Origin of the sequence: Massilia glaciei (assembly GCF_003011895.2) — a bacterium.
In the GTDB taxonomy this organism is placed as follows: domain Bacteria; phylum Pseudomonadota; class Gammaproteobacteria; order Burkholderiales; family Burkholderiaceae_D; genus Telluria_A; species Telluria_A glaciei.
This window is the reverse complement of record NZ_PXWF02000300.1, coordinates 1-24,195: the sequence shown is the minus strand read 5'-3', so window position 1 is coordinate 24,195 and position 24,195 is coordinate 1. Positions and strand designations below refer to the sequence as shown.

Here is a 24,195-nt window from a genome sequence, read left to right as displayed (position 1 = left end):
GGCACGACCCCTGCGTCGGCATCCGTGCCACCCCGATCGCCGAGGCCATGCTCGCGCTGGTGCTGATCGACCACGCCCTGATGCACCGCGCCCAGTGCGGCGACGTGCGCGTGGACACGCCCAAAATTGCCTGAGGCGTTGAAAGGGACGGGCGGGGCCGACAGCGCCACCGCCGCCACCGCCGCCACCGCCGCCGCCGCGCCATCGCAGTCCTTCAACCTGGGGCTGTTTTTTTTCGCCTATTACGCCCACGCGGGCACCTTCGCCACCTACGCCAGCCTGTTTTTCGCCGCGCGCGGCATGAGCGCGGCCCAGATCGGCATCCTGATGTCGCTGATCCAGGTCATGCGCATCTTCGGCCCCAACCTGTGGGGCTGGGTGGCCGACCACACCAGGCGGCGCGTGCTGGTGCTGCGGCTGACGGCGATGGGCGCGCTGGTCTCGTTTGGCGGCATCTTCCTCGGACAGAGCTTCGGCCATTTTTTCGCCGCCATGGTGCTGCTCAACCTGTTCACCAGCGCCCAGGGGCCGCTGTCGGACGCGGTGATGCTGTCCTCGCTCAGGGGCGACCTGGCCAATTTCGGGCGGGTGCGCCTGTGGGGCTCGGCCGGTTTCGTCGCCGCCGTGATGGCCGCCGCCTATGGCCTCGAGTGGTACGGGGTCGACGCGCTGCCATGGATCGCCGGGCTCATGCTGTTGTTCGTGGTGCTCGCCAGCCTGCGCCTCCGCGAGGCGCCGCCCGCCGCGGCCGGGGAGGCCGCCGCGCCGCTGTGGAGCGTGCTGCGCCAACCCGCCGTGCTCGCGTTCTTCGCCTCGACCGCGCTGATGGTCAGCGCCCACACCTCGCTGTACGTGTTCTATTCCCTGTATTTGGAGCGCGAAGGCTACGGCAAGCCCGTGATCGGCGCCATGTGGTCGCTCGGGGTGCTCGCCGAGATCGTGTTCTTTTACTTCCAGGGCGCGCTGTTCCGGCGCTTCGGGGTGCGCCGCGTGCTGATGGTCTCGTTCGGGGTGGCCCTGCTGCGCTTCGCGGTGGTCGGCGCGGGCGGGCATTCGCTCGCGCTGCTGGTGTTCGCGCAGCTGCTGCACGCGTTCACGTTCGCGGCCCACCATTCGGCCAGCGTGGTGACGATGCAGCGCTGGTTCGCCGGGCCGCTGCAGGCGCGCGGGCAGGCGCTCTACATGAGCGTCGCCTACGGCGTCGGCGGCACCCTGGGCGGCTTGCTCATGACCTTGTGCTGGGAGCGCGCGGGGCCCGATTCGATCTTCGTCGCGGCGGCTGTGTTGTCGCTCGCCGGCGGCGTGGTGGCGGCCTTGTCGCTGCGCTGGCAGGATCGGGCCGATCAGACCCGGTTGGCCGCGGTTTCGAGCTCGTAGCGGCGCTCGAAGGCGGCCACGAGCTGCCCGCGCAGCTCGTTGAGCAGCGCAAACTCGGCTTGCGCCAGCGGCAGCGGCGCGTAGGCGGCGGCCCAGTCGCCGTAAAGAAATCCCACCGGCTGCCCGCCCGCGCACAGCGGCAGGATCAGAAAGCTGCGCGCGCCGGCCAGCGTGCTGTTCCACCAGGGCGGCAGGCGCTGGGTGAATTGCGGGTCGCGCGCGTTGTCGATGTAGATGATGCGGTCGCTGGTGAGCGCGGCGTGGAACACGTTGGGCTCGTAGTCGTCGGCAAAGTCCATCTGCCCGAGCAGCTCGCGCACGCCCTCGCCAAAGCCGATCTTGGCCGCGTAGCTGCCGCCCCGGTGCTGGAAGGCCGTCGCGCGAGCCAGCCCGAGCGCCTTCCAGAGCGTCTCGAGGGCCATCGAAATGCGCCGCGCGGCGCTGGCGTCGCCGGGCAGCGCGCGCATGGCGCACATGCCGGCCATGAGCATGCGGTGGCTGTCGGCGCGCCGCTCGCTGGTTTGCAGGGCCCTCGCGCGTTGCTCCCCGGGCCGCGCCAGCGGGGCGATCGAGAGCGTGGTGGCGGCGGCCGAGCGGGCCTGGCCGATGGCCCCGACCAGCGCGTCCGGCGCCACCCCGAGCATGCCCGCGTAGCGCCCGGCCAGCGCCGCCAGCTGGGCGTCGGCGCCGGGCCGGTCGTCCCACAGCGAATCGGCGCATTGGGCCGACATGGTCGCCATGGCCGCCAGCCAGTCTTCGGGCGCGAGCGCGCCGCCGTCGCCGCCCGGGGCGATATCGCGCATGCTCGCGACCAGTTTGGCGGGCAGGCCCCAACGCTCTGCGGCGGCGCGCCCGATCGCCACCAGCGGCAGGCCTAGCAAGGCGGCGGCGTCGCCGCCGGCGCCATCGTGCGCCCGCAGCGCGCCCCACGACTCGGGCAGGTAGAACGAGACCAGCATGCGCCCGAGCGCGTGCAGCATTGAACAGACCACCGCCTCCTCGGGGTCGGTGGCGCTGGCCGAGATGGCCACCTGCTGCGCCACCATCCCGGCCAGCACCGCCTTTTCCACCTTTTTGGTCAGCACCGGGTCCGACAGCACGGTGCGCGCCATGTTGAATTCCTGCCCCACCTCGCCGCGCATGGCGCCCAGCACCGCGCCGACGGCCTTGCCAAAGCCCGGCATGTCGCCTTGCCGCTCGACGCGTTCCCATAGCAGTGCCAGGGTGGCCGCGCCGGCGGCCGTCATTGGATCGCCGCCCGCAGGGCGTCCGGCAGCAGCGTCGCGTACTGGTTTTCGGTCAGCGCCGCCACCGCCACGTTGGCCGGCATCGGTTTGCCGGTCAGGTAGCCCTGCACGCACTGGCAGCCGCGCTGCTCGAGGTACCGCAGCTGCTCCTCAGTCTCGACGCCCTCGGCCACCACCGACAGCCGCAGATGCTTGGCCAGGTCGAGCACCGCGTTGCAGATCGCGCCGTCCTTGTGCGATGACGGCAGGTCCTTGACGAAGGCGCGGTCGAGCTTGAGCACGGAGATCGGAAAGCGCTTGAGGTAGGCCAGCGAGGAGTAGCCGGTGCCGAAGTCGTCGATCGCGATGCGCGCGCGCCGCTCGGCCATCTGCGACAGGATCGCCTCGGCGTGGACCGGGTCGACCATCAGCGTGCCCTCGGTGATCTCGAGCAGCAGCCGCTCGCCGGGCAGGCCGGAGGTGGCGAGCGCGTCGTCGAGGACGCCCAGGAATTTATCGTTGCGGAACTGGCGCGGGCTGATGTTGACTGAGATGTACAGGGGGCGCCGCACCGCCTGCTCGAAGCGCCTGACCCGCACGCAGGCCGCCTTGAGCGCCCACGCTCCGAGCAGGTTGATCAGGCCGTTGGTCTCGGCGATCGGGATGAAGCGGGCCGGCGGCACCATGCCCAGTCTCGGGTGCTTCCAGCGCATCAGGGTCTCGAAACCCTGGATCTGGCGCGTGTGCGCGTTCACGATCGGTTGGTAGTAGAGCAGGAATTCGCCCTCGCGCACCGCCTGGAACATGGCCGCCTCGAGCGATATGTCGTGCTCGGGCGGCCCGCCCAGGCGCGCGCTGTAGATCACGCAGCGCGCCTTGCCGGTCCCCTTGGCGCGCGCCATGGCGGCGTCGGCCAGCGCCACCAGCCGCACCTCGTCCTCGGCGTGCTGCGGGTAGACCGAGACCCCGACCGAGGCGCCGATGTAGATGGTGTGGTCCCCGACCTCGAACGGCGCCTGCAGCGCCGCCATCAGGCGCCCGTTGATCAGCTTGATCTGGGACTCGCTGCAGGTGCCCGGCATGATGGCGACGAACTCGTCGCCGCCGCTGCGGGCGAGGGTGTCGCTGTCGCGCAGCGTCTTGCGCAGGCGCGTCGCGGCGATGCACATCACGGCGTCGCCGATCGGGTGGCCGAGGCCGTCGTTGACCTTTTTAAAGCCGTCGAGGCCGATCGTGGCGACCGAGAAGCGCTGGCCCGTGCGGCGCGCGTGCGCGATCACCATGCGCATGCGGTCCGACAGCAGGCGGCGGTTGGGCAGGCCGGTGAGGGTGTCGTGGGTGGCCATGTGGCGCAGCCGTTCCTCGGTCGCGTGCTGAACCGACATGTCGCGCCCGATCGCCAGCACCGGCGCGCCGGCGTCGCCGCCCAGATGGGCCAGGCGCAGCTCGAAGCGGATGTCCTGGTCGGCGCCGCGCAGGCTGATTTCGAGCTGCACCGGGCGCGTCGCAGTCCCGAGCAGGGCGTCGCGCAGCGCCGCCTGGCTGGTGTCGCCGACCATCGCGCCGAGCAGGCTGCCGGCCAGGGCGCGCCCGGGACTGAGCAAGGCGCCGGCGCGCGCGCTGGCATACAAAATCAGCCCGGATGGATCGAGCCGGAACGCGACGTCGCCGGCCGTTTCCATCAACAGGTCGAGCTCGTGGCGCGGGGCCGGAGCCGGCGCGGAAAGTGAACTTGCTTGCATCTAAAACCCGGGGATCGTTGCGCAGTCCACCAAGCTAGCGCGAAAGGGCCGGGATAAAGATGCTAAAACGCATTAAATTGGGCTACGTAAAGAGTTGATCTCCGTAAAGTTGCGCTAGCTCAGCAAAAAACGGTCTGGACGTCCAATCAACGGCACCGCGCCAACATCAAACCGTCGTCATTCCCGCGGAGGCGGAACTCCCAACGTCTATCCCGGGCAGGCGCCCCCCAAACGTCTCCCGTGCAGAGGTACGCATTCCCGCGGAGGCGCCCGCCCCCACACGTGATTCCCGCGCAGCGGTACTCATTCCCGTGGAGGCGCCGCCCCCACACGTCATTCCCGCGCAGCGGTGCTCATTCCCGTGGAAGCGCCCCCCCACACGTCATTCCCGCGCAGCGGTGCTCATTCCCGTGGAGGCGCCGCCCCCCACACGTCATTCCCGCGCAGGCGGGAACCCATGCTGAGCTTGGCCATACGCGAACCTCAAACCTTCAGGGCGAGGGGCTAAGTGGCAAAATTTTAGTTGTCTGCGGCACTCTTTTTAAAGCGACTCAATGGACCACTCAGCAGATTCCCATTTCAAGTTATATTCCTGACAGCATGTTTACGGGTGTGACGTTCGATTGATGTTGGCTGCGACGACGAGCTCAGCATGGGTTCCCGCCTGCGCGGGAATGACGTAGGGGGGCGCCTGTACAGGAACGAATGAGGTTGGCTATTGCATGGCAAGCTCAGCTTGGGTTCCCGCCTGCGCGGGAATGACGTAGGGGAAGGCGCCTGTACAGGAATGTGGTTGGCTATTGCATGGGCAAGCTCAGCATGGGTTCCCGCCTGCGCGGGAATGACGTAGGGGAGGGCGCCTGTACAGGACTGACGTTGGCTATTGCATGGGCAAGCCCAGCATGGGCTTGCAGGGGACATGGGGTCGTTTGCCCGGGAAAGACGGCTTTTGGAAAGCACCTGCTTGCTTCGCCCATCGCTTTGCGCTAGCCTGCGCAAGCCACCGCCGTTTTGCCCCCGGAGAAATTGATGAACCAGTTCGACACGCACGAAGTACTGAACCAGGCCGCGCCGTTTCAGGACGTAAACCTGTTCGCCTGCGACCCCGCCTTGCAAGAGGCGCTCGCGCGCGAAGGCGCGCCCTGGGCCGCGGCCGGGCTGCACGCGCTCGGCGCCAAGCTGGGGCGGGCCGAAACGCTCGACCTCGGACGCCAGGCCAACGTCAATGCGCCCAAGCTGGCCAGTTTCGACCGCGGCGGACGGCGCGTCGACGAGATCGAATTCCACCCGTCGTGGCACGCCCTGATGACGCTCATGATAGAAGCCGGCGCCCATGCCGCGCCGTGGGAGGAGGGCGCCGCGCCCGGCGCCCAGGTCGCGCGCGCGGCCCAGTACGTGCTGTTCGGGCAGGTCGAGAACGGCGCCCAGTGCCCGGTCACGATGACCTACGCATCGGTGCCGGCGCTGCGCCTGGCCGGCGCGCTCGGCGCCCGCTGGCTGCCCAAGATCCTGTCGCGCCGCTACGACCCGCGCTCGCTGCCGGCCGGGCAGAAAGAGGGCGTCTTGATCGGCATGGGCATGACCGAAAAACAGGGTGGCACCGACGTTCGCGCCAACACCACGCGCGCCATGCCATGGAGCCTTGACGAGGCGCGCGCGCGCTTCGGCGACGAGGCCGCCGACGCCTGGCGTCTGGTCGGCCATAAATGGTTCTTCTCGGCGCCCCAGTCCGACGCCCACCTGGTGCTGGCCCAAACCGACGACGCCGGCAGCGCCGGCCTGTCGTGCTTTTTTGTGCCTCGCTACCTGCCGGACGGCAGCCGCAACGCGATCCGGGTGCAGCGCCTCAAGGACAAGCTGGGCAACCGCTCGAACGCCTCGTCCGAGGTCGAATTCTGCGGCGCCACCGGCTGGCTGGTCGGCCAGCCCGGGCGCGGCATCCCGACCATCCTCGAGATGGGCGGCTACACCCGGCTCGACTGCGTGCTTGGCTCAGCGGCGATCATGCGCGCCGCGCTGACCCACGCGCTGCACCACGCCCGCGGGCGCGCCGCGTTCGGGCGCAAACTGGCCGAGCAGCCCCTGATGCAAAACGTGCTGGCCGATCTGGCGCTCGAATCCGAGGCCGCCACCGCGTTCGCGCTGCGCCTGGCGCGCTGCTTCGACCAGCAAGACGACCCGGCGCAGGTACTGCTGGGGCGGATCCTGACCCCGGCCGGCAAATACTGGCTGTGCAAGCGCGGTCCCGCGTTCGGGGCCGAGGCGATGGAGGTCATGGGCGGCAACGGCTACGTCGAGGACGGGCCGCTTGCGCGCCTGTACCGCGAGTTCCCGGTCAATTCGATCTGGGAGGGCTCGGGCAACGTGATGTGCCTCGACCTGCTGCGCGCCTTCGGCAAGACGCCGGCCGCGCGCGCCGCGCTGGCCGCCGAGCTGGCCCTGGCGGGGCCGGCCGACGCGCACTACAACCGCTACACTGCCGCGCTGCTGGCCGACCTCGACGGCGCGCAGCACGACGAATACGGCGCGCGACGGCTGGCCGAGCGCGTCGTGGTGGCGGTGCAGGCCGGCCTGCTGCTGCGCCACGCGCCCGACTATGTGGCAAACGCCTTCGTGCGCTCGCGCCTGGCCGCGGACGTGGGCGGCGCCTTCGGGCGGCTGCCGGCGGGCGTCGACTGCGGGGCCATTCTGGCGCGCGCGCTGGTGGCGCCATGAGCGCCCCGGAGCAGGTCAAGCCGGCGCCGGCCGACGCCCCGGGCGGCGAGTCCGACGCGCGCAACCGGCGCGCCGAACTGGTGCGGGTGTCGGCCCGCTTGTTCCGCGAGCGCGGCTTCGACGGCACCACCATCCGCGACATCGCCGACGCCGTCGGCATGCGCTCGGGCAGCCCGTTCTACCACTTCAAGAGCAAGCAGGACATTCTGGCCGCGGTGATGGAGGAGGGCCTGAACGCCAGCCTGGTCGCGACCGAGGCGATCGTGGCCGGGGCGCTGGCGCCGCGCGAGAAGTTCCGCGCGCTGCTGCGGGCCCAGCTCGAGACGGTGCTCGGCGAGGGCCACGACTTCATCCCCGTGCTGCTGTACGACTGGCGCGCGCTAGGCCCCGCGCTGCAGGAGCGGATCATCGCGCTCAAGGACCGCTACGACCAGATCTGGCAGCAGACCATCACCGAATTGAGGGACGCGGGCATGCTGCGCACCGACAGCAAGGTCGCGCGCCTGCTGATCATGGGGGCCGTGAACTACACGGTCCAATGGTACAAGCCGGGCGGCGGCGTCACGCTCGACGAACTCGCCGACGAGGCGCTCGCCATGTTTTTGCATGGTTCCGCGTGACCGGACCGGACTATAATGTCAACCTAGCTAGAATCGGCCAAGCCACAACAACCAGACCACGAGACCATGAGACAAGACCCGCGTTTTCCCAATCTGTTCATTTTGAACCACCCGCTGATCCAGCATAAGCTGAGCCACATGCGCGCCAAGGACACCTCGACCCGCACCTTCCGCGAACTGCTCAAAGAGATCACGCTCCTGATGGGCTACGAGATCACGCGCGACCTGCCGATGACCACGCGCGAGATCGAGACCCCGCTGGTGACGCTCGACGCCCCCGTCATCGCCGGCAAAAAACTCGCGATCGTGCCGATCCTGCGCGCCGGTATCGGCATGAGCGACGGCTTGCTCGAGCTGGTGCCGTCGGCCCGGGTCGGCCATATCGGCGTTTTCCGCGACCCCGAGACCCACCTCCCGGTCGAATACCTGGTGCGCCTGCCCGACACCGCCGACCGAATTTTCATCCTGTGCGACCCAATGGTCGCCACCGGAAATTCGGCCGTGTACGCGGTCGACGTGCTCAAAAAGCGCGGCGTCAGCGACGAGCAGATCCTGTTCCTGGCGCTGGTGGCGGCGCCCGAGGGCATCACCGTGTTCCAGAACGCGCACCCGAAGGTGAAGGTCTTCGTCGCCTCGCTCGACTCGCACCTGAACGATCACATGTACATCGTGCCGGGCCTGGGCGACGCCGGCGACCGCATTTTCGGCACCAAGTAGGACCATCGTGGCGACCCTGGTCGATCCGGAATTCCTGGCCAAACTGAACGCGCTCAACGAGAAGTTCGAGGCCTGCCTGCCCGAGACCATCGGGCGGCTCTCGCTCGCGCGCAGCGCCTTCAACGCCGCCGCGCCCGACCCCGGGCTCACGGCGCGCATGCACGAGGTGCTGCACACGATCGCCGGCTCGGCCGCCACGTTCGGGTTCCGCACGCTCGGCCAGCAGGCGCGCGAACTGGAGCAGCAGGCGCGGATCCTGATGGCGCTCGAGCGCGTGCCCGAGGGCGAATGGGATGCGTGGCTGGCCGCGCTGGACCGCTATCTCTCCTGGGCAGAACTCGACCCGAAGGCTGTCTACACCGATGGGGATCGGACGTAACCGCCGCGCGCAAAATTTTGTGCGCGAATCGTTTGATCTGAGTCAAACTTGCGCCGCTTCGATGCCCTATATTTAGCTCACTGCCAACTAGAATGCGAGGGCCGAAAAAGTTGAAGGTTGAAATTTTTTTGGCCGAACACACTTTATTTTGAAACGGGCGTGTTTTTTGTGTTTTATTCGGTATAATGCGGGATCGTTGGATTCGAGGTAGTAAGTGCAGTCAGTCTGTCATTTCTTTCTTGCTTCTTTAAACGATCTGAAACGGGCGCAAGCCCAACTTAACTGAAATAGGAATTGTAATGGCAACTGGCATCGTAAAATGGTTCAATGATTCGAAGGGTTTTGGCTTTATCACCCCTGACGAAGGCGGCGAAGATCTGTTCGCTCACTTCTCGGCGATTCAGTCGAATGGCTTCAAATCTTTGCAAGAGAACCAACGCGTCTCTTTCGAAGTAACCGCTGGCCCTAAAGGCAAGCAAGCTTCGAACATTCAGCCAATCTAATCGCTGAGTCAACGAAATAGAAAATCCCCGGTTTCGGGGATTTTTTTTCGCCTGTCGGTTTTGCAAGACCGCGCCATCCGGGCTGCGGATACGCGAGCGCGGAGCCGGGCACTGCGCAAAGTCGCTGCCGGCGCCCGCGCGATGAACGCCGGCTCCCACAAACGATCAAACTCATGCGATCCATTGGATCGCCATCCGCCGTCAGGCATCGCCGCGCCAACCAAGGAGAATATTTTGCCCAATGAACTCATGCAGGGCGCCAACCAAGCACTCGCCGCCGGCGGAGCCGCGACAGTGGCCGTGTCCTGGGGCAGCACGCCGGATGACCTCGACGTCGCATGTTTTCTGGTGCGCGCCGACGACAAGGTGCCGTCCGATGCGTGGATGGTTTTTTACAACCAGCCCGCGTCCCCGGGCAACGCCGTCAGACTGCAGACCTCGCCGAAAGCGGTCGCGTTCGAGCTCAATCTCGATGCCCTGCCGGCCGAAATAGTGCGCTGCTGCTTCACCGCGACTTTGGATGGGACCGCCAGCACGGTCGCCGCAATTGGTGGCCTGGCGGTGCGCGCCCTCGCCGGCGACGCCGAGCTCCGGTTTCTACCGACGCAGCTTGGCAATGAACGCGCCTTGATGCTGGTGGACCTGTACCGCCACGATGGCGGCTGGAGGCTGCGCGCGGTCGCGCAGGGCTTCAACGGTGGCCTGGCCCCGCTGGCGCGCCACTTTGGCGTCAGCGTGGAGGAGGACGCCGGGCGTCCGCCTGCCCCGCAGGCGGCGCCGGTCCCGCAACCGCCTTCCCCGGCCCCGGCTCCAGCGGTGAACCTGGGCAAAGTCACCCTCGCCAAACCGACGCAGTCGACACCGGTCCAACTCGCAAAAAAGCGGACGGCACGATCGAGCATATCAAGGTGCGGCTCAACTGGACCCAGGCGGTCGATCTCGACCTGCACGCCTTCTATCGCCTGAAAAACGGCATCGAGGGTCACATCTATTTCGCCTCGAAAGGCAAGCTCGGCGAGCTCCCCTATATTTTCCTCGACGCCGATATGGGCGTTGGAAATGTTGCGGGGAAAAACGTCGAGAACCTGACGATTTCCCACATCGACCGTTTGGAAAGCGTGCTCTTCGTGGCCAACATTTTCCGTTTCTTCGGCGGGGCGAAGGAGAATTTTGCGAAGTATGACGGCGAGGTCGTTGTCACCACGTCGCTGGGGCAGATCGTGGTGCCGCTGACCTCCGATACCCCGGGCAAGTGGGCGGTCATCGCAAAGCTCGAGAACCGCGATCAGCCGCGCATGGTCAACATCAACCAGATCCTCAAGGACGAACCGAAGCTCGCCAATTTTTAGGCCGGTGCGCCCGCGTTTGCCCGGCTCCCTGGATCAGGCCGCTCGGCCGCTGTTCCAGCAATCGGGCTTCGCGTAGGCGTGCCGCAAAAAGTCGACGAACGCCCGGATGCGCAGGGGCAGGTGGCGCCGCTGCGCGAACACCGCATAAATGTCGTTGCCCGGCGCGGCATACCGGTCCAGCACCGTGCATAGGCGTCCGGCCTCGATCTCGGCGCCCACCTCCCACATCGAACGCCACGCCAGCCCCTTGCCGGCCAGCGCCCAGTCGTGCAGCACCTCGCCGTCGTTGCACACCATGTTGCCCGCCACCTTCAGCGTCACGTTCTTGCCGCCGTCGAAAAAGGTCCAGCCGCGCTGGCTGCCCTCGCTGCTGATCGCCAGGCAGTTGTGGCGCGCCAGGTCGGCCGGGGTGTCGGGCGTGCCGTGGCGCTTGAGGTAGGCCGGCGCGGCCACCAGCACGCGCTGGTTGTCGGCCAGCTTGACCGCCACCAGGGTCGAATCGGACATGCTGGCGATGCGGATCGCAACGTCGATGCCTTCGCCGACCACGTCGACCACGCGGTCGCTCAGGTTCAGGTTGATGCTCACCTCGCGGTGCTCGGCCAAGAACGAGGGCAGCAGCGGCGCCACATGCTGGCGCCCGAAGCCGGCCGGGGCCGACACCAGCAGATGCCCGGTGGCCCGCGCGCTGCGCTCGGAGACGGCCGATTCGGCCTCTTCGAGCTCGGCGAGGATGCGCTGGCAGTCCTCGAGGAAGGCCGCGCCCTCGTTGGTCAGCACCAGCTTGCGCGTGGTCCGCTGCAGCAGCTTGACGCCGAGGCGCGCCTCGAGCGCGTCGAGCCGGCGTCCAATCATGGCCGGCGCGATGCCCTCGGCGCGCGCCGCGGCCGACAAACTGCCGCGCGCGATCACGTCGACGAAGGTGGAAATCTGGCGGAACTGGCCCATCGGGGTCTTTCTCGGGTGTTCATTTGTGACAAATACGCACAGATGAAGTGATTAATTGTCTCGTTTAGATACTCGATAGTCACTATACTTGAAGTCATATGAAACGCCTACACTGGCCTATACCCATGCCCGTGCCGCGCACAGCAATTCGCAAGTTCGCATTTTTATATTTCTACAGGAGCAGGTATGACCATCGCAATCCCAGCAGGTATGGAAATCAAGGGTGAGATCAAGCCCGGTTACGCGCAGATTCTCACGCCCGAGGCGCTCGCGCTCGTGGCCAAGCTGACGCGCGCGTTCGAGCCGCGCCGCCAGGAGTTGCTCGCCGCGCGCACCGAGCGCTCGGCCCGCCTCGACGCCGGCGAGCGTCCCGACTTTCTGGCCGAGACCGCGCACATCCGCGCCGGCGACTGGAAGATCGCGCCGATCCCCGCCGCGCTCGAGCGCCGCCGCGTCGAAATCACCGGTCCGGTCGAGCGCAAGATGGTCATCAACGCCTTCAACTCGGGCGCCGACAGCTACATGACCGACTTCGAGGATTCGAACACGCCGAACTGGGACAACCAGATCACCGGCCAGATCAACATGCGCGACGCCGTGCGCCGCACCATCTCGCTCGAGCAGAACGGCAAGCAGTACAAGCTCAACGACAAAATCGCCACGCTGGTGGTGCGTCCGCGCGGCTGGCACCTCGACGAAAAGCACGTGCTGGTCGACGGCAAGCGCATCTCGGGCGGCATTTTCGACTTCGCCCTGTTCATGGTCCACAACGCCAAAGAGCAGCTCGCGCGCGGCGCCGGGCCGTATTTTTACCTGCCAAAAATGGAGTCGCACCTCGAGGCGCGCCTGTGGAACGACATCTTCGTCATGACCCAGAACGAACTCGGGCTGGCGCAGGGGACGATCAAGGCCACCGTGCTGATCGAGACCATTCTGGCCGCGTTCGAGATGGACGAGATCCTGTACGAGCTGCGCGAGCACAGCTCGGGCCTGAATGCCGGGCGCTGGGATTACATCTTCTCGTGCATCAAAAAATTCAAGCTCGACAAAGACTTCTGCCTGGCCGACCGGCCGAAGGTGACGATGACGTCGCCGTTCATGCGCGCCTATGCGCTGCTGCTGCTCAAGACCTGCCACAAGCGCGGCGCGCCGGCGATCGGCGGCATGGCGGCGCTCATTCCGATCAAAAACGATCCCGAGAAAAACGAGGTCGCGATGGGCGGCGTGCGCAACGACAAGGCGCGCGATGCGACCGACGGCTACGACGGCGGCTGGGTTGCGCATCCGGGGCTGGTGGCGCTGGCCATGGGCGAGTTCACCAAGGTCCTCGGCGACAAGCCGAACCAGATCGACAAGCAGCGTCCGGACATCGACGTCACGGCCGAGCAACTGCTCGACTTCAAGCCCGAGGCGCCGATCACCGAGGCGGGGCTGCGCTATAACATCAACGTCGGCATCCATTATCTGGGCAGCTGGTTGACGGGCAACGGCTGCGTGCCGATCCACAATCTGATGGAGGACGCGGCGACAGCCGAGATCAGCCGCTCGCAGGTGTGGCAGTGGATCCGCTCGACCAAGGGCGTGCTCGATGACGGGCGCAAGGTCACCGCCGACATGGTGCGTGCGATGATTCCGGAGGAGCTGGCCAAGGTCAAGCAGGAGGCGCCGAACGGCGACAATCCGAGCTACGTGCGCGCGGCGCAGATTTTCGAGGAGATGTCGACCTCGGAGTCGTTTGCGGAGTTTTTGACGTTGCCGCTGTACGAAGAGATCTAAGTCGAGGCGGCGCCGAGATGGCGACGCAGTGAATGCAAAGCCGCGCGCGAGGTAACTCTCGTCGCGCGGTTTTTATTTGCGCTCCGCGCGGCACCCGTCGTTCCCGCGCCCCCACCACCGTCGTTTCCGTGCCCCCCCACTACCGTCGTTCCCGCTCCCCCTCCACCACCGTCGTTTCCGCGCCCCCCACCACCGTCGTTTTCGTGCCCCCCACCACCGTCGTTTTCGTGCCCCCCACCACCGTCGTTCCCGCGCCCCCCCCACCACCGTCAATCCCGCGAAAGCGGGAACCCATAATGAGCATGAGGATATGAGACGTTTGAAAATTTAACCGTTTAGCGCATCGGCCTAAAGGTTCGAACGCCATTTATTTTCTCGCTCAGTATGGGTCCCCGCTTTCGCGGGAATGACGGGGTGGCTGGTGGTGCTGGGGCTAGTGGTGGTGGTGCTGGTGGTGCTGGTGGTGGTGCTGGTGGTGGTGGCTGATGGTGGTGGCTGATGATGGTGGTGGTGGTGGTGCTGGCTGGTGGTGGTGGTGGTGGTGCTGGTGGCGCTGGTGCTGGTGGTGCTGGTGGTGGTGGTGGTGCTGGTGGTGGTCGTGGGGGGCGATTGTGGGTGGCGATTGTGGAGGTGGGGTGACAGGGGGTTGCGCCACCAGTTCGTCAGGCGCGTAGCAGCTTAGCTTCGCGTTCGCGGATCAGTTCGCTAAATCCCTCTGCCGGCAGCGCCGGACTTAGCCAGAACCCTTGCAGCAAATCGCAGTTCTGCCCGCGCAGGAAGGCCCGTTGCGCCTCCGTCTCCACCCCTTCGGCCACCACCTCCAGCCGCAAACTGTGCGCCAGCGCGATGATGCCGGTGACGATCGCCGCATCGTCCGCATCCTGCGGCACGTCGCGCACGAACGAGCGGTCGATCTTGATGATGTCGACCGGGAAGCGCTTCAGGTACGACAGCGACGAATAGCCCGTGCCAAAATCGTCGATCGACAAGCGCACCCCCAACTGGCGCAAACGATCAAGCGCCTGCAGCGTGTCCTGCGCGTGCTCCATCAGCGTGCTCTCGGTGATCTCGAGCTCGAGCAGCTCGGGCGCGAGTCCGGTGTCTACCAGCGCCGCCTCCACCGTCGCCGCGAAATTCTTCTGCAGCAGCTGGCGCACCGACACATTGACCGCCAGCCGCATCATCGGCAAACCCTCCACGCGCCACTGCTGCGCCTGGGCGCAGGCGGTGCGCAGCACCCATTCACCGAGCCGGTTGATCAAGCCGGTTTCCTCGGCCAGCGGAATGAATTCGACCGGCACCACGTCGCCGCGGGTCGGATGGTGCCAGCGCACCAGCGCCTCCATGCCGATGATCTGCTCCGTGTCGAAGCGCGCCTGCGGCTGGTAAAACACCTCGAGCTCGCCGTTCTCGAGCGCGCGCCGCAAATCGCTCTCCATCCGCACGTGCTCCGAAATCGACTGCTCCATCGAGGCTTCGTAGAACTGGAAACCGGTGTTGGTCTTCTTGGCCCGGTACATCGCCGTGTCGGCGTGCTTGACCAGCGTGGCCACGTCGCTGCCGTCGTGCGGGTACATCGCGATGCCGACGCTGCTGGTGACAAAAATGTCGTGCCCGTCGATCTGGAACGGCGCCGCCAGCACCCGGCAGATGTTTTGCGCCGCCGCCGCGGCCGGCGCCGCGCCTTCGACCTCGCTCAGCACCACGGTGAACTCGTCGCCGCCGAGGCGCGCGACCACGTCGATGCTGCGCACCACGCGCCGCACCCGCTGCGCCACCGCCACCAGCAGGCGGTCGCCGACATCGTGCCCGAGGTTGTCGTTGACGTACTTGAAGCGGTCAAGGTCCATGAACAGCACCGCCAGCATGGCCTTGCTGCGGCTGGCCTCCTGCACCGCCTCGCCCAGCATGTCGAAGAACAGGGTGCGGTTCGGCAGGCCGGTGAGCAGGTCGTTGTAGGCGAGGTGGCGGATGCGCTTTTCGGCGCGGTTGGCCTCGATGATCCTGCGCACCCGCTGCGACAGCACCGCGTAGTGGATCGGTTTGGGGATGTAGTCGCTGGCGCCGGCCGCGAATGCGCGCTCGACCGAGGAGTTGTCCTCGAGCGCGGTGATCATCAGCACCGGCACCGCGCGCCCGCCTGGCAGCTCCTGCATGCGGGCGCAGGCGGTAAAGCCGTCCATGACCGGCATCACGGCGTCCATCAGAATCACGTCGGGGTGGAAGCGCTTGAGCATGGCCAGCGCCTGGGCCCCGTCGGCCGCCTCCTCGACCCTGAAGCCGTCGCGCTGCAAGGTGTGGCGCAAGGTGCTGCGGGTGCTGCGGTCGTCGTCGACGATGAGCACCTGCGGCACGCCGTCGCCCGCGGCCTGGCCGCCGCCGTCGCTGCCGACGACGGCGCTAGCGAGCGCCGCGGCGACCGCGTTGTAGGCCACGCGCAGGCGCGGCAGCAGCGGCGCGGCCAGCGCCAGCGCGCCGGCGGTGGCGTGTTCCTCGGCCTCCTTGGCCAGTTGCGCCAGCCGCGTCGCGCCCAGGTTGCCGGCCGAGCCCTTGATCACGTGCGCCTTGGCGCGCGCGTTTTCGAGATCGCCCCCGTGCACCGCTGCCTCGAGCTCGAGCAGGTATTGCGGGGTGTCTTCGAGGAAGGGGCTGACCGCCTGCGGCAACGAGGCGCCGAGGATTTCGCGCAGCTTGACCAGCACCGCCAAATCGAGCGGGTTGTCGTCGTCGCCGCCGCGCTCGTGGCCGTGAAGGGTGTGCGCCTGGTCGGCGCCGGGCAGCCAGCTGTCGAGCTTGTTTCGCAACTCCGCCAGCGTGATCGGCTTGGGCAGGTAGTCGTCCATGCCGGCCTCGAGGCAGCGAGCGGCGTCTCCGGGCTGGGTGTTGGCGGTCATCGCGATGACCGGGGTGCGGCGCCCGCCGCCCGCCTCGCGCGCGCGCAGGTGCGCGGTCGCCTCGTAGCCGTCCATCTCGGGCATGCAGCAATCCATCAGAATCAGGTCGAACTGGCGGTGGCGCGTCGCTTCGAGCGCTTCGCGGCCGTTCGAGGCGAACTCGCATTCGCAGCCGCTCATGGTCAGCATGCCGGCGGCGACCATCTGGTTGGTGCGGTTGTCTTCGACCACCAGCACGCGGTACTGGCGGCGCGTTTGCGCCCCAACCTGAAGCGCCCGCCCCGGGGCCGGCGCGCCGCCGACCATCTCGCGCAGCGCGCGCAGCAGGCGCTCTTCGCGCAGCGGCTTGGCCAGCACCGGGAAGCCGTCGGCCAGGGTGCCGCCGGACGGCGCGCCGAGGCGGTCGAGCATGAGCACCAGCGTGCCCGGCGCCTCGATCCCCACCTGATGCGCCAGGTCGTTGCCGCCGTCGTCGACCGCGCCGATATCCATGATCACGATGAGGTAGGGTTTGCCGGCGTCGGCGCCGGCCTTGAGCTGTTCGAGCGCCGCGCCGCCCCAGCGCGTGCTGTGGCAATCGACCCCGTGGCGCCCGAGCGCCTGCTCGAGGAAGCTGCGCACGATGTGGCTGTCGTCGACCGCGATCACGCGCAGGCCGGCAAGGGTGGCGTCGGCCGGATCCGCCGGCAGCGGCTGCGCCGCCTGGCAGGCGATGTTGAAGGTGAAGGTGGTGCCTTCGCCGTAGGTGCTGACCACGCCGATCTCGCCCCCGAGCAGGCCGACCAGCTGTTTGACGATGGCCAGCCCGAGCCCTGTGCCGCCGTACTTGCGCGAGGTCGACGGATCGGCCTGGGCGTACGACTCGAACAGCCGTCCCTGGTCCTCCCCGCTCATGCCGATGCCGGTGTCGCGCACCTCGAAGCGCAGCCCGAAGCGTTCACCCCCGGAGCGCGAGACGAACACCGAGACCTCGCCGTGCTCGGTGAACTTGACCGAGTTGCTAAGCAGGTTGATGAGCACCTGGCGCAGGCGCAGCGGGTCGCCGTGGACGCGCTCGGGCACGCCCGGGCCGATCAGGTAGCCAAGCTCGAGGTCGCGCTGCTGCGCCTGGCTGGCGACCAGTTCGATGACCTCCTCGACCAGGGTGCGCAGGTCGAAATCGGTCTCGTCGAGCGTGAGCTTGCCGGCCTCCATTTTGGAAAAGTCGAGGATGTTGTTGATCAGCTCGATCAGCGTGCGCGAGGAGCTCCAGGCCACCTCCACGCATTCGGCCTGGCGCTTGTTCAGGTTCATCTCCCTGAGCATGTCGAGCATGCCGACCACGCCGTTGAGCGGTGTGCGCACCTCGTGGCTGACGGTGGCCGCGAACTGCGCCTTCATGAGCGCCAGGTTCAGGGCCGCGTCGCGCGCGCCCTTGAGCTCCGTCTCGCGCTGCTCGAGCACGTTCATCATCTGGTTGAAGGCGAGCGCCATTTCGATCAGGTCGCGCGGGCCGGCCGGCGCGGCGCGCATGCCCGACTCGCCCGACTCGGCGCGCCGCATCAGGCGCGACAGCGCGTTGAGCGGATTGATCATATGCCGCGTGAGCATGCCCACGACGATCAAGAGCACCACGGCGAAAGAGAAGGTGATGATCAGGTTCCCGATCAACAGCGACAAGCTCAGGCGCGTGAGCGTGCCTTTGCCCATCTCCACTTGCACATGCCCGAGCAGCACCGGCTTTTGTTCCTGCGGGTCGAACGGCGACGCTTCGGTGGCGCCGTTGTAGACGGGCGCGCTGAAATGCCAGGCGGTCTCGGTTTCGCGCAGCGGCGCGGCCGCCGCCGCCGCGGGCTGCGGCACCGCCGGCGCGCCCGACGCGGCGAGCTGCCGGCGGCGCTGGTCGAGCACCACGCGGCCCTTGAGGTCGACGATCCGCACGCCCAGCACGTCGGGGAAGGTGAGGGTGGTGGCGACCGCGTCGCGCGCGTTCTCGCCCGAGTGGTACAACAGCGCCAGGGTGCTCTGGCGCGCCATGTTCTCGGCGATGCGCTGGCCCTGCTCGACGAAATGGCCGCGCATGCGCGCGCTCGCCTCCCACGAGTTCATGAGCGACGAGAACAGCGCCAGCACCATGATCGCGGCCGACACAATGATGGTCAGCTGGCGACGGAAGCCGACATGGCGCAAGAAATAGCGGAGCATCAGCACCCGGTCCCCTCTGAGCCGGGCGCCGAAACGGTCGGCGGGCGGCTAGCCCCCGGCATCTGCTTGGCCTGGCTTGTCGTTGTTTTTTTCATCGCTTGCAGCGCTGGAAGCCAAGGCTTCGTTAAGGTGAGTCGGCCGGCACGCTGTCACCAGGCTAGCGGAAGTATATGTCAGGCGCGCGCGATGGTCGTATAATTTTTGGCAATGCCGCCATTTTTGTTGAGTTAGAGGCTGAGAGTTTTTCGGACGTGCCCGAGCAGCGCGCCGGAAGGTGGCCGATCTAGGCGCAAAGCACAGCCATAGCTCGGGCTATGGCGAGCATTTGCAACGACGAGCGGGCGCTTTCTGGCGGGATGGAAGGGCATGGTCGAAAGACTCTCAACCTCTCAGGGCCCGGCGTGCAGGAAGTCGAAACCGCGCTGCACCGGCTGGCCGGGCACGATGCCGATGTGGCCCGCTGTGCGCAGGTTGAGCGCGGCGCGCACTTCGCGCAGCGGGGTGATGCCGGCCGGCGCGGGCTCGCCCTCGAGCACGCCCATGGCCAGCCCCGCGAGCCGTTGGCCGAGCGCCAGGTTGTCCGGGTAGAGCGCGAACAGCGCCCCTTTTTTGACGTGCAGGTAGCTGCTCGAGAACAGCGCCACGTTGCGGTTCCATGCCTCGGCCAGCACGATCGGCAAGATGGTGCGCTCGTCCACGGTGGTCGGGTCGATCGGCAGCCAGACCGCGTCGTTGCGTTTGTCGGCGTCGGCGAAGGCGGCCTTGTACATGCTCACCGCGGTGGCCAGGTCGCGCGCCTCGTAGGCGACCAGCTCAAGATCCTCGGCGCGCGCGGCCTCGCGCGCGAGCTTGATGAGCCACTCGTTGTGGAGCGGGTTGTACACCACGTGCACCCGCCGGCTGGCCGGCAGCAGGCTTTTGAGGCGCCCGAACAGCAGCGCGGGGTCGGGCGTGAGGCAGATGCCGAGGTGTTTTTCGCCGTCCGGGATCGACGAGACGCCGCTGACGACGACCGGGATGTCGAGCCCGGCGGCCACGCGCAGCCCCTGGCGCCCGAGCGCGACCACGACACGCGTGCCGTTGGCCCTGAGCCGCTGCGACAGCTCGCCCGGATCCTGCCCCGGCGCAATCGGATAGCCCCGCACGCGCACGCGCGCCCCTTCGTCGATGCCCCTCATGATCTCGGTGAACACCTTGCGGAACGGCTCGCCGATATCGGGGAACAGCACGCCGATAGAGTGCCCCTCGCGCCGGTTTTCTGGTGCCGGCACCAGCATATAGACCGCGGGGCGCCTGACCGTGACGGTGGACTCGGGCGGGGGCGGCTGCGCGTTTTCGGAACCGGCATGGGGCGCGGCTGGGGAGGCGCCTCCCGCCAGCATGAGGGCAAGGGCCGCCGCCAAACCACGGCAGAGGCGGGCGGCGGGCGCGGCGGCGCCGGGCGTGGACGTCAGCATGGCGCCGGAACGCGCCACGTGGGGGCGGCGCGCGGCCCGGCGCCATGACCGGCGGCGGTCGGGCGCGGCGCGCCATGGGCGCGCGCGGGTCGGGCGGTGAACGAGGTGGTCCGCATGCTGCTACCCAAAGAAGATAATGTTTCCTTGAAGAATATTCTATATGAATCGCACAACAATTGATATGCATGTATCGAGACCGTGGCGCGCCGACCTCGGCGGGGTCTCAGAACGTGTTTTTCCAGCCGCGCAGCGCTGTGAAAACGGCCAGTTCGTCGGCGCCGGGGGCCAGTTTTCCGGCCTTGGCAAGGCCGGCGGCGACTCCTGGCTCGCGGTGGCGCAAAAAGGGATTGGTCTGCTTTTCGAGGCCGATGGACGATGGCAGGGTCGGCTGGCCGGCGGCGCGCCTGGCGCTTTCGCGTTCTGTGCGTTGTTGCAACAGCCGATTGTCGGGTTCGACCGCCGCCGCGAAGGCCAGGTTTGCCAGCGTGTATTCGTGTGCGCAGAAAACCTGCGTGTCGTCGGGCAGGGCGGCCAGGCGCGCTAGCGACGCCGCCATCTGGGCCGGGGTGCCCTCGAACAGGCGGCCGCAGCCGCCGGCGAACAGGGTGTCGCCGCAAAACAGCCAGTTGGCCCCGGGCGTCGCGCGCACGTAGGCGATATGCCCGAGGGTGTGGCCGGGCACCTCGAGCACCCGCAGGGACAGCGCCAGGCCGGGAACGTCGACCAGCGCGCCCTCGGCGAGCGGCACGCTGATGGTCGCGATGGGCTCGTTGGCGGGGCCGAAAACTGGCACCTTGGCATGGCTGAGCAAGCGCGGCACGCCACCAATGTGGTCAGCATGGTGATGGGTGAGTAGAATGGCGGTGAGCGTCAGTGAATGAGCCGCCAGCGCGGCGAGCACGGGCGCGGCATCGCCGGGGTCGACCACGGCGGCGTTGACGCCGTCGTGGATGAGCCAGAAATAGTTGTCCTTCAAGGCGGGCAGGGCGAGCACCGCCAGGGCGCGCTTCGGTGCAGTGTGCATGGTTTTAGAATCGACAGAAAAGGGCGGGCATGAACGGCGCGGCATCCGAAAAATCCATTATAGACCTCGACGGCTGGCTGCAATCGCCCGCGGGCGAGTACGTGCGGGCGTGGGAGCAGCGCTGCCTCGACGAGCTGACGGCCGACATCTTCGGATTCAACGCCGTGCAGATCGGCCTGCCGCAAATCGACACGCTGGCGGCCAACCGCATGCCCAACAAGTGGCAGGCGGCAACGATGAGTTCGAGCGTGCAGCAACTGGCGCTGGCGCCGGGCGGGCGCCAGATCGCCGTCGCGCTCGACTTCGCCGACTTGCCGTTCGCCTCGCAAAGCCTCGACCTGGTGGTGCTGCCGCACGTGCTCGAGTTCGCGTCCGAGCCGCACCAGGTGCTGCGCGAGGTCGAACGGGTGCTCATTCCCGAGGGGCAATTGATCATCTGCGGCTTCAATCCGGCCAGCCTGTGGGGCGTGCGCCAGGGGCTTGGACGCATCACGGGCCACCACTACCTGCCCATCGCGGGCGAATTCATCTCTATGCCGCGCATGAAAGACTGGTTAAAATTGTTGAACCTGGGCGTCACGCGCAGCCACTTCGGCTGTTACGCGCCCCCTTGCCGCAGCAGCGTCTGGCTCAACCGCTTCGCCTTCATGGAGCGGGCCGGGGATCGCTGGTGGCCCTATCTTGGGGCCGTGTACATGGTGCACGCGATCAAGCGCGTCAAGGGAATGACCCTGATCGGTCCCGCGTGGAACAAAAAATCGGCGGCGGCCAACCAAGCCGTGCCGGCAACCAATAGAAAGTAAGCGAGCAGGATGAGCAAAGTAGAGATTTTCACCGACGGCGCCTGCAAGGGCAACCCTGGAACGGGCGGCTGGGGCGCCTTGCTGGTGGCCGAAGGGCACGAGAAGGAGATTTTTGGCGGCGAGCTCAACACGACGAACAACCGCATGGAATTGCGCGCCGTGATCGAGGCGCTGACCACCCTGAACCGCCCGTGCGAGGTGGTGCTCCACACCGACAGCCAGTACGTGCAAAAGGGCATTTCCGAATGGATCCACGGCTGGAAGGCGCGCGGCTGGAAAACCGCGGCCAAGGAGCCCGTCAAGAACGAGGATCTGTGGAAGGCGCTCGACCTGGCGCAGGCCCAGCATGCGGTCGAATGGCGCTGGGTGCGCGGCCACAGCGGCCATCCGGGCAACGAGCGGGCCGACGTGCTCGCCAACAGCGGCGTCGAAACGGTGCGCAGATAACATTGCCGTTGGCGCGCCGCGGTTTGGTATACTGCGCGCCTTCGTTGCACCCTCCACACATTGAACAAAGCCACGCATGCGTCAAATCGTACTTGATACCGAAACCACCGGCCTGAATCCGCGCACGGGCGACCGCGTCATCGAAGTCGGTTGCGTCGAACTCAAAAACCGCATGCTGACGGGGAATAACTTCCACTGTTACATCAATCCGGAGCGCGATTCGGAGGAAGGCGCGCTCGCGGTCCACGGCCTGACCACGGAGTTCTTGCGCGACAAGCCGAAGTTCGCCGAGATCGCGGCCGAGCTGCGCGACTACATCAGCGGCGCCGAGGTCATCATCCATAACGCGCCGTTCGATTTGGGCTTCCTTAACAACGAGTTCAAGCTGCTGGGATTGCCGACCTTTACCGAGCATTGCTCGAGCGTCATCGACACGCTGGCGAACGCCAAGGAAATGCATCCCGGCAAACGCAATTCGCTCGACGCGCTGTGCGACCGGTATGGCGTGTCGAACTCGCACCGCAAGCTGCATGGGGCCTTGCTCGATGCCGAGCTGCTGGCCGACGTCTACCTGTCGATGACGCGCGGCCAGAACAGCCTGTCGATGGATCTCGAGGTGGAAACCGGCAACGACGGCGCCGAGCTCGAAGTGGTGCCGCTCGCGATCGTGATCGAACTGGCGGCCAGCGCCGACGAGATTGCCGAGCATGAAAGCCTGCTTGGCGGGCTCGATAAGGCGGTGAAGGGCACTTGTGTGTGGAGAAATTACATTTAATGGTGACGTTTCGCGCGGGGTGTGCGATAATTCGCCCCGCTTTGGGAGGTTAGCTCAGGGGTAGAGCACTGCATTCACACTGCAGGGGTCGCAAGTTCGAAACTTGCACTTCCCACCAAAATTCGTTTGAAATCAAAGGCTTGCAACTTGCGTTGCAGGCTTTTTTTCTATTCTAAGCCAAAGTACGGAAAAAGTACGGAAAACTGTGTCGGACGCTGGCGGACTTACTCGGACTGATCCAATGGTAGAACTGGGTTAAGCCGAGCTCGTGACTTCTTGCTCGCTGACCCACCAAGAGAATTAAGTTCGAATCCGGCACTTGTTTTTCCAGTCACCGACCGGTGATTAGCATGTTGCTTACAGGGATGCAGTCCTGGCTTCCCCCGGACAGTCTTGGACGTCAGCGGATTGAAAGTTCGAATCCCATTGTCTCCGCCAGTATTGTTAAAAAGCTCCCGCAAGGGAGCTTTTATTTTCGCCTTCTCATAGGGGAAATATCAAAAGTGACGTCCGCCAGCGTCCGCCGGAAAACGATACAATCCAGATGTCGAACATGGGTACAAACGTGGGTAGGGATATGGCGCTGAGGATGCACAAGCTGTCGGCTTTGGGCGTTGGAAAGATCAGCAAACCGGGCCATTACGGTGACGGCATGGGGCTGTGGCTGCAAGTGTCGAAATCCGGGACAAAAAGCTGGGTATTCCGGTACACCCTAAAACACCGCCCTCGAGAAATGGGGCTTGGTTCTGTGCTCACAGTGAGCCTGTCCACCGCACGAGAGACGGCGAAAGAGTGCCGCGCGGTTCTACTTGAGGGGCACGACCCGCTCGACAAGCGCGAGGCCCAGAGAACTGCCGACACGCTCGCATTGGCAAAAGTCATTTCGTTCGATAAGTGTGCTGCGGCCTACATTGCGGCACACAAGGGCAGCTGGAAAAATGCGAAACATGTCAGCCAATGGGAGAACACCCTGGGCACCTACGCGACGCCGTTGATTGGAGCTTTGCCGGTCGCCGAGGTTGACACCGATTTGATCGTGAAGGTGCTCAGCCCGATTTGGGACACGAAGACCGAAACGGCAACCCGCCTTCGCGGGCGCATCGAAAGCATTCTGGACTGGGCGACTGTGAGCAAGTTCCGGCAGGGCGAGAATCCCGCAAGGTGGCGTGGCCATCTTGAAAACCTTCTGGCCAATCCCAATAAGATCGCCCCTGTCCGAAATCATCCAGCACTGCCGTGTGTTACGTCCGCCAATATTT

At 66.3% G+C, this 24,195-nt stretch carries 20 protein-coding genes, 1 tRNA gene and 1 pseudogene; 15 read left to right on the top strand and 7 right to left on the bottom strand.

The genetic code is table 11. The features are described from left to right. Both C7C56_RS23215 and C7C56_RS23210 read left to right on the top strand, forming a co-directional pair. Positions 1-134 (top strand): annotated as a pseudogene (locus tag C7C56_RS23215) (chorismate synthase); the annotation flags it as partial. Continuing rightward, positions 127-1,377: an MFS transporter gene (locus tag C7C56_RS23210; RefSeq protein ID WP_229458947.1), complete on the top strand. Its 1,251-nt coding sequence runs from the start codon at positions 127-129 to the stop codon at positions 1,375-1,377. The pseudogene C7C56_RS23215 and the gene C7C56_RS23210, both read left to right, overlap by 8 nt. Here C7C56_RS23210 and C7C56_RS23205 read toward each other — a convergent pair. Together C7C56_RS23205 and C7C56_RS23200 are read right to left on the bottom strand one after the other, a co-directional pair. After that, positions 1,344-2,624 carry an HDOD domain-containing protein gene (locus tag C7C56_RS23205; RefSeq protein WP_229458946.1) on the bottom strand — a complete coding sequence of 427 codons (1,281 nt, stop codon included), beginning with the start codon at positions 2,622-2,624 and terminating at the stop codon, positions 1,344-1,346. The two genes, C7C56_RS23210 and C7C56_RS23205, sit on opposite strands and share 34 nt — an antisense overlap. Next, positions 2,621-4,345 (bottom strand): putative bifunctional diguanylate cyclase/phosphodiesterase, encoded by a 1,725-nt coding sequence (locus tag C7C56_RS23200; RefSeq protein WP_106759727.1) that lies wholly within the window; start codon positions 4,343-4,345, stop codon positions 2,621-2,623. The genes C7C56_RS23205 and C7C56_RS23200 overlap by 4 nt, the downstream gene beginning before the upstream one ends. A gap of 1,029 nt (positions 4,346-5,374) precedes the next feature. Here C7C56_RS23200 and C7C56_RS23195 point away from each other — a divergent pair. The 7 genes from C7C56_RS23195 to C7C56_RS23165 all read left to right on the top strand — a co-directional run bounded on the left by C7C56_RS23195 (position 5,375) and on the right by C7C56_RS23165 (position 10,628). Then, entirely contained in the window at positions 5,375-7,060 is a 1,686-nt protein-coding gene (locus C7C56_RS23195) for an isovaleryl-CoA dehydrogenase (protein WP_106759726.1), read from the top strand. Further along, on the top strand, positions 7,057-7,680 hold the full coding sequence (locus tag C7C56_RS23190) for a TetR/AcrR family transcriptional regulator (protein ID WP_106759725.1): 624 nt from the start codon (positions 7,057-7,059) through the stop codon (positions 7,678-7,680). Before C7C56_RS23195 ends, C7C56_RS23190 begins: the two co-directional genes overlap by 4 nt. 66 nt (positions 7,681-7,746) lie before the next feature. Further along, entirely contained in the window at positions 7,747-8,397 is a 651-nt protein-coding gene (gene upp / locus C7C56_RS23185) for a uracil phosphoribosyltransferase (protein WP_106759724.1), read from the top strand. 7 nt (positions 8,398-8,404) lie between these two features. After that, the gene (locus C7C56_RS23180; RefSeq protein WP_106759723.1) at positions 8,405-8,776 is read left to right on the top strand and encodes an Hpt domain-containing protein; all 372 of its coding nucleotides are present in this window, start codon (positions 8,405-8,407) and stop codon (positions 8,774-8,776) included. A 299-nt stretch (positions 8,777-9,075) separates the two neighbouring features. Beyond that, positions 9,076-9,279, top strand: coding sequence for a cold-shock protein (locus tag C7C56_RS23175; protein ID WP_010398811.1), 204 nt, complete (start codon positions 9,076-9,078; stop codon positions 9,277-9,279). Positions 9,280-9,462: 183 nt separating this feature from the next. Beyond that, positions 9,463-10,245 carry a TerD family protein gene (locus C7C56_RS23170; protein WP_181373320.1) on the top strand — a complete coding sequence of 261 codons (783 nt, stop codon included), beginning with the start codon at positions 9,463-9,465 and terminating at the stop codon, positions 10,243-10,245. After that, the gene (locus tag C7C56_RS23165; RefSeq protein ID WP_106759721.1) at positions 10,188-10,628 is read left to right on the top strand and encodes a hypothetical protein; all 441 of its coding nucleotides are present in this window, start codon (positions 10,188-10,190) and stop codon (positions 10,626-10,628) included. Before C7C56_RS23170 ends, C7C56_RS23165 begins: the two co-directional genes overlap by 58 nt. A 33-nt stretch (positions 10,629-10,661) precedes the next feature. Here C7C56_RS23165 and C7C56_RS23160 read toward each other — a convergent pair whose 3' ends face one another. Continuing rightward, on the bottom strand, positions 10,662-11,576 hold the full coding sequence (locus C7C56_RS23160) for a LysR family transcriptional regulator (RefSeq protein WP_106759720.1): 915 nt from the start codon (positions 11,574-11,576) through the stop codon (positions 10,662-10,664). 186 nt (positions 11,577-11,762) lie between these two features. On the opposite strand from C7C56_RS23160, the gene aceB reads away from it, so the two are divergent. After that, entirely contained in the window at positions 11,763-13,352 is a 1,590-nt protein-coding gene (aceB, locus tag C7C56_RS23155) for a malate synthase A (protein WP_106759719.1), read from the top strand. Between the two features lie 433 nt (positions 13,353-13,785). Here aceB and C7C56_RS29095 read toward each other — a convergent pair whose 3' ends face one another. The 4 genes from C7C56_RS29095 to gloB all read right to left on the bottom strand — a co-directional run bounded on the left by C7C56_RS29095 (position 13,786) and on the right by gloB (position 20,911). Beyond that, complete coding sequence (locus tag C7C56_RS29095) at positions 13,786-14,007, bottom strand: hypothetical protein (protein ID WP_219933213.1); 222 nt, start codon at positions 14,005-14,007, stop codon at positions 13,786-13,788. A gap of 7 nt (positions 14,008-14,014) precedes the next feature. Beyond that, entirely contained in the window at positions 14,015-18,430 is a 4,416-nt protein-coding gene (locus tag C7C56_RS23140) for an EAL domain-containing protein (protein ID WP_106759730.1), read from the bottom strand. 389 nt (positions 18,431-18,819) lie between these two features. Beyond that, positions 18,820-19,887 (bottom strand): ABC transporter substrate-binding protein, encoded by a 1,068-nt coding sequence (locus C7C56_RS23135; RefSeq protein WP_229458945.1) that lies wholly within the window; start codon positions 19,885-19,887, stop codon positions 18,820-18,822. Positions 19,888-20,110: 223 nt separating this feature from the next. Continuing rightward, complete coding sequence (gloB, locus tag C7C56_RS23130) at positions 20,111-20,911, bottom strand: hydroxyacylglutathione hydrolase (RefSeq protein ID WP_106759718.1); 801 nt, start codon at positions 20,909-20,911, stop codon at positions 20,111-20,113. Between the two features lie 29 nt (positions 20,912-20,940). Between gloB and C7C56_RS23125 the strand changes: the two genes are divergently transcribed. The 5 genes from C7C56_RS23125 to C7C56_RS23105 all read left to right on the top strand — a co-directional run. Next, positions 20,941-21,714 (top strand): class I SAM-dependent methyltransferase, encoded by a 774-nt coding sequence (locus tag C7C56_RS23125; protein WP_106759717.1) that lies wholly within the window; start codon positions 20,941-20,943, stop codon positions 21,712-21,714. 9 nt (positions 21,715-21,723) lie between these two features. Continuing rightward, on the top strand, positions 21,724-22,161 hold the full coding sequence (gene rnhA, locus C7C56_RS23120; RefSeq protein ID WP_106759716.1) for a ribonuclease HI: 438 nt from the start codon (positions 21,724-21,726) through the stop codon (positions 22,159-22,161). Between the two features lie 76 nt (positions 22,162-22,237). Next, complete coding sequence (gene dnaQ, locus C7C56_RS23115; RefSeq protein WP_106759715.1) at positions 22,238-22,936, top strand: DNA polymerase III subunit epsilon; 699 nt, start codon at positions 22,238-22,240, stop codon at positions 22,934-22,936. A gap of 43 nt (positions 22,937-22,979) precedes the next feature. Beyond that, positions 22,980-23,054, top strand: a tRNA-Val gene (locus tag C7C56_RS23110). A gap of 471 nt (positions 23,055-23,525) precedes the next feature. Continuing rightward, the coding region (locus C7C56_RS23105; RefSeq protein WP_229458944.1) for a tyrosine-type recombinase/integrase at positions 23,526-24,195 on the top strand (670 nt) is incomplete at its 3' end.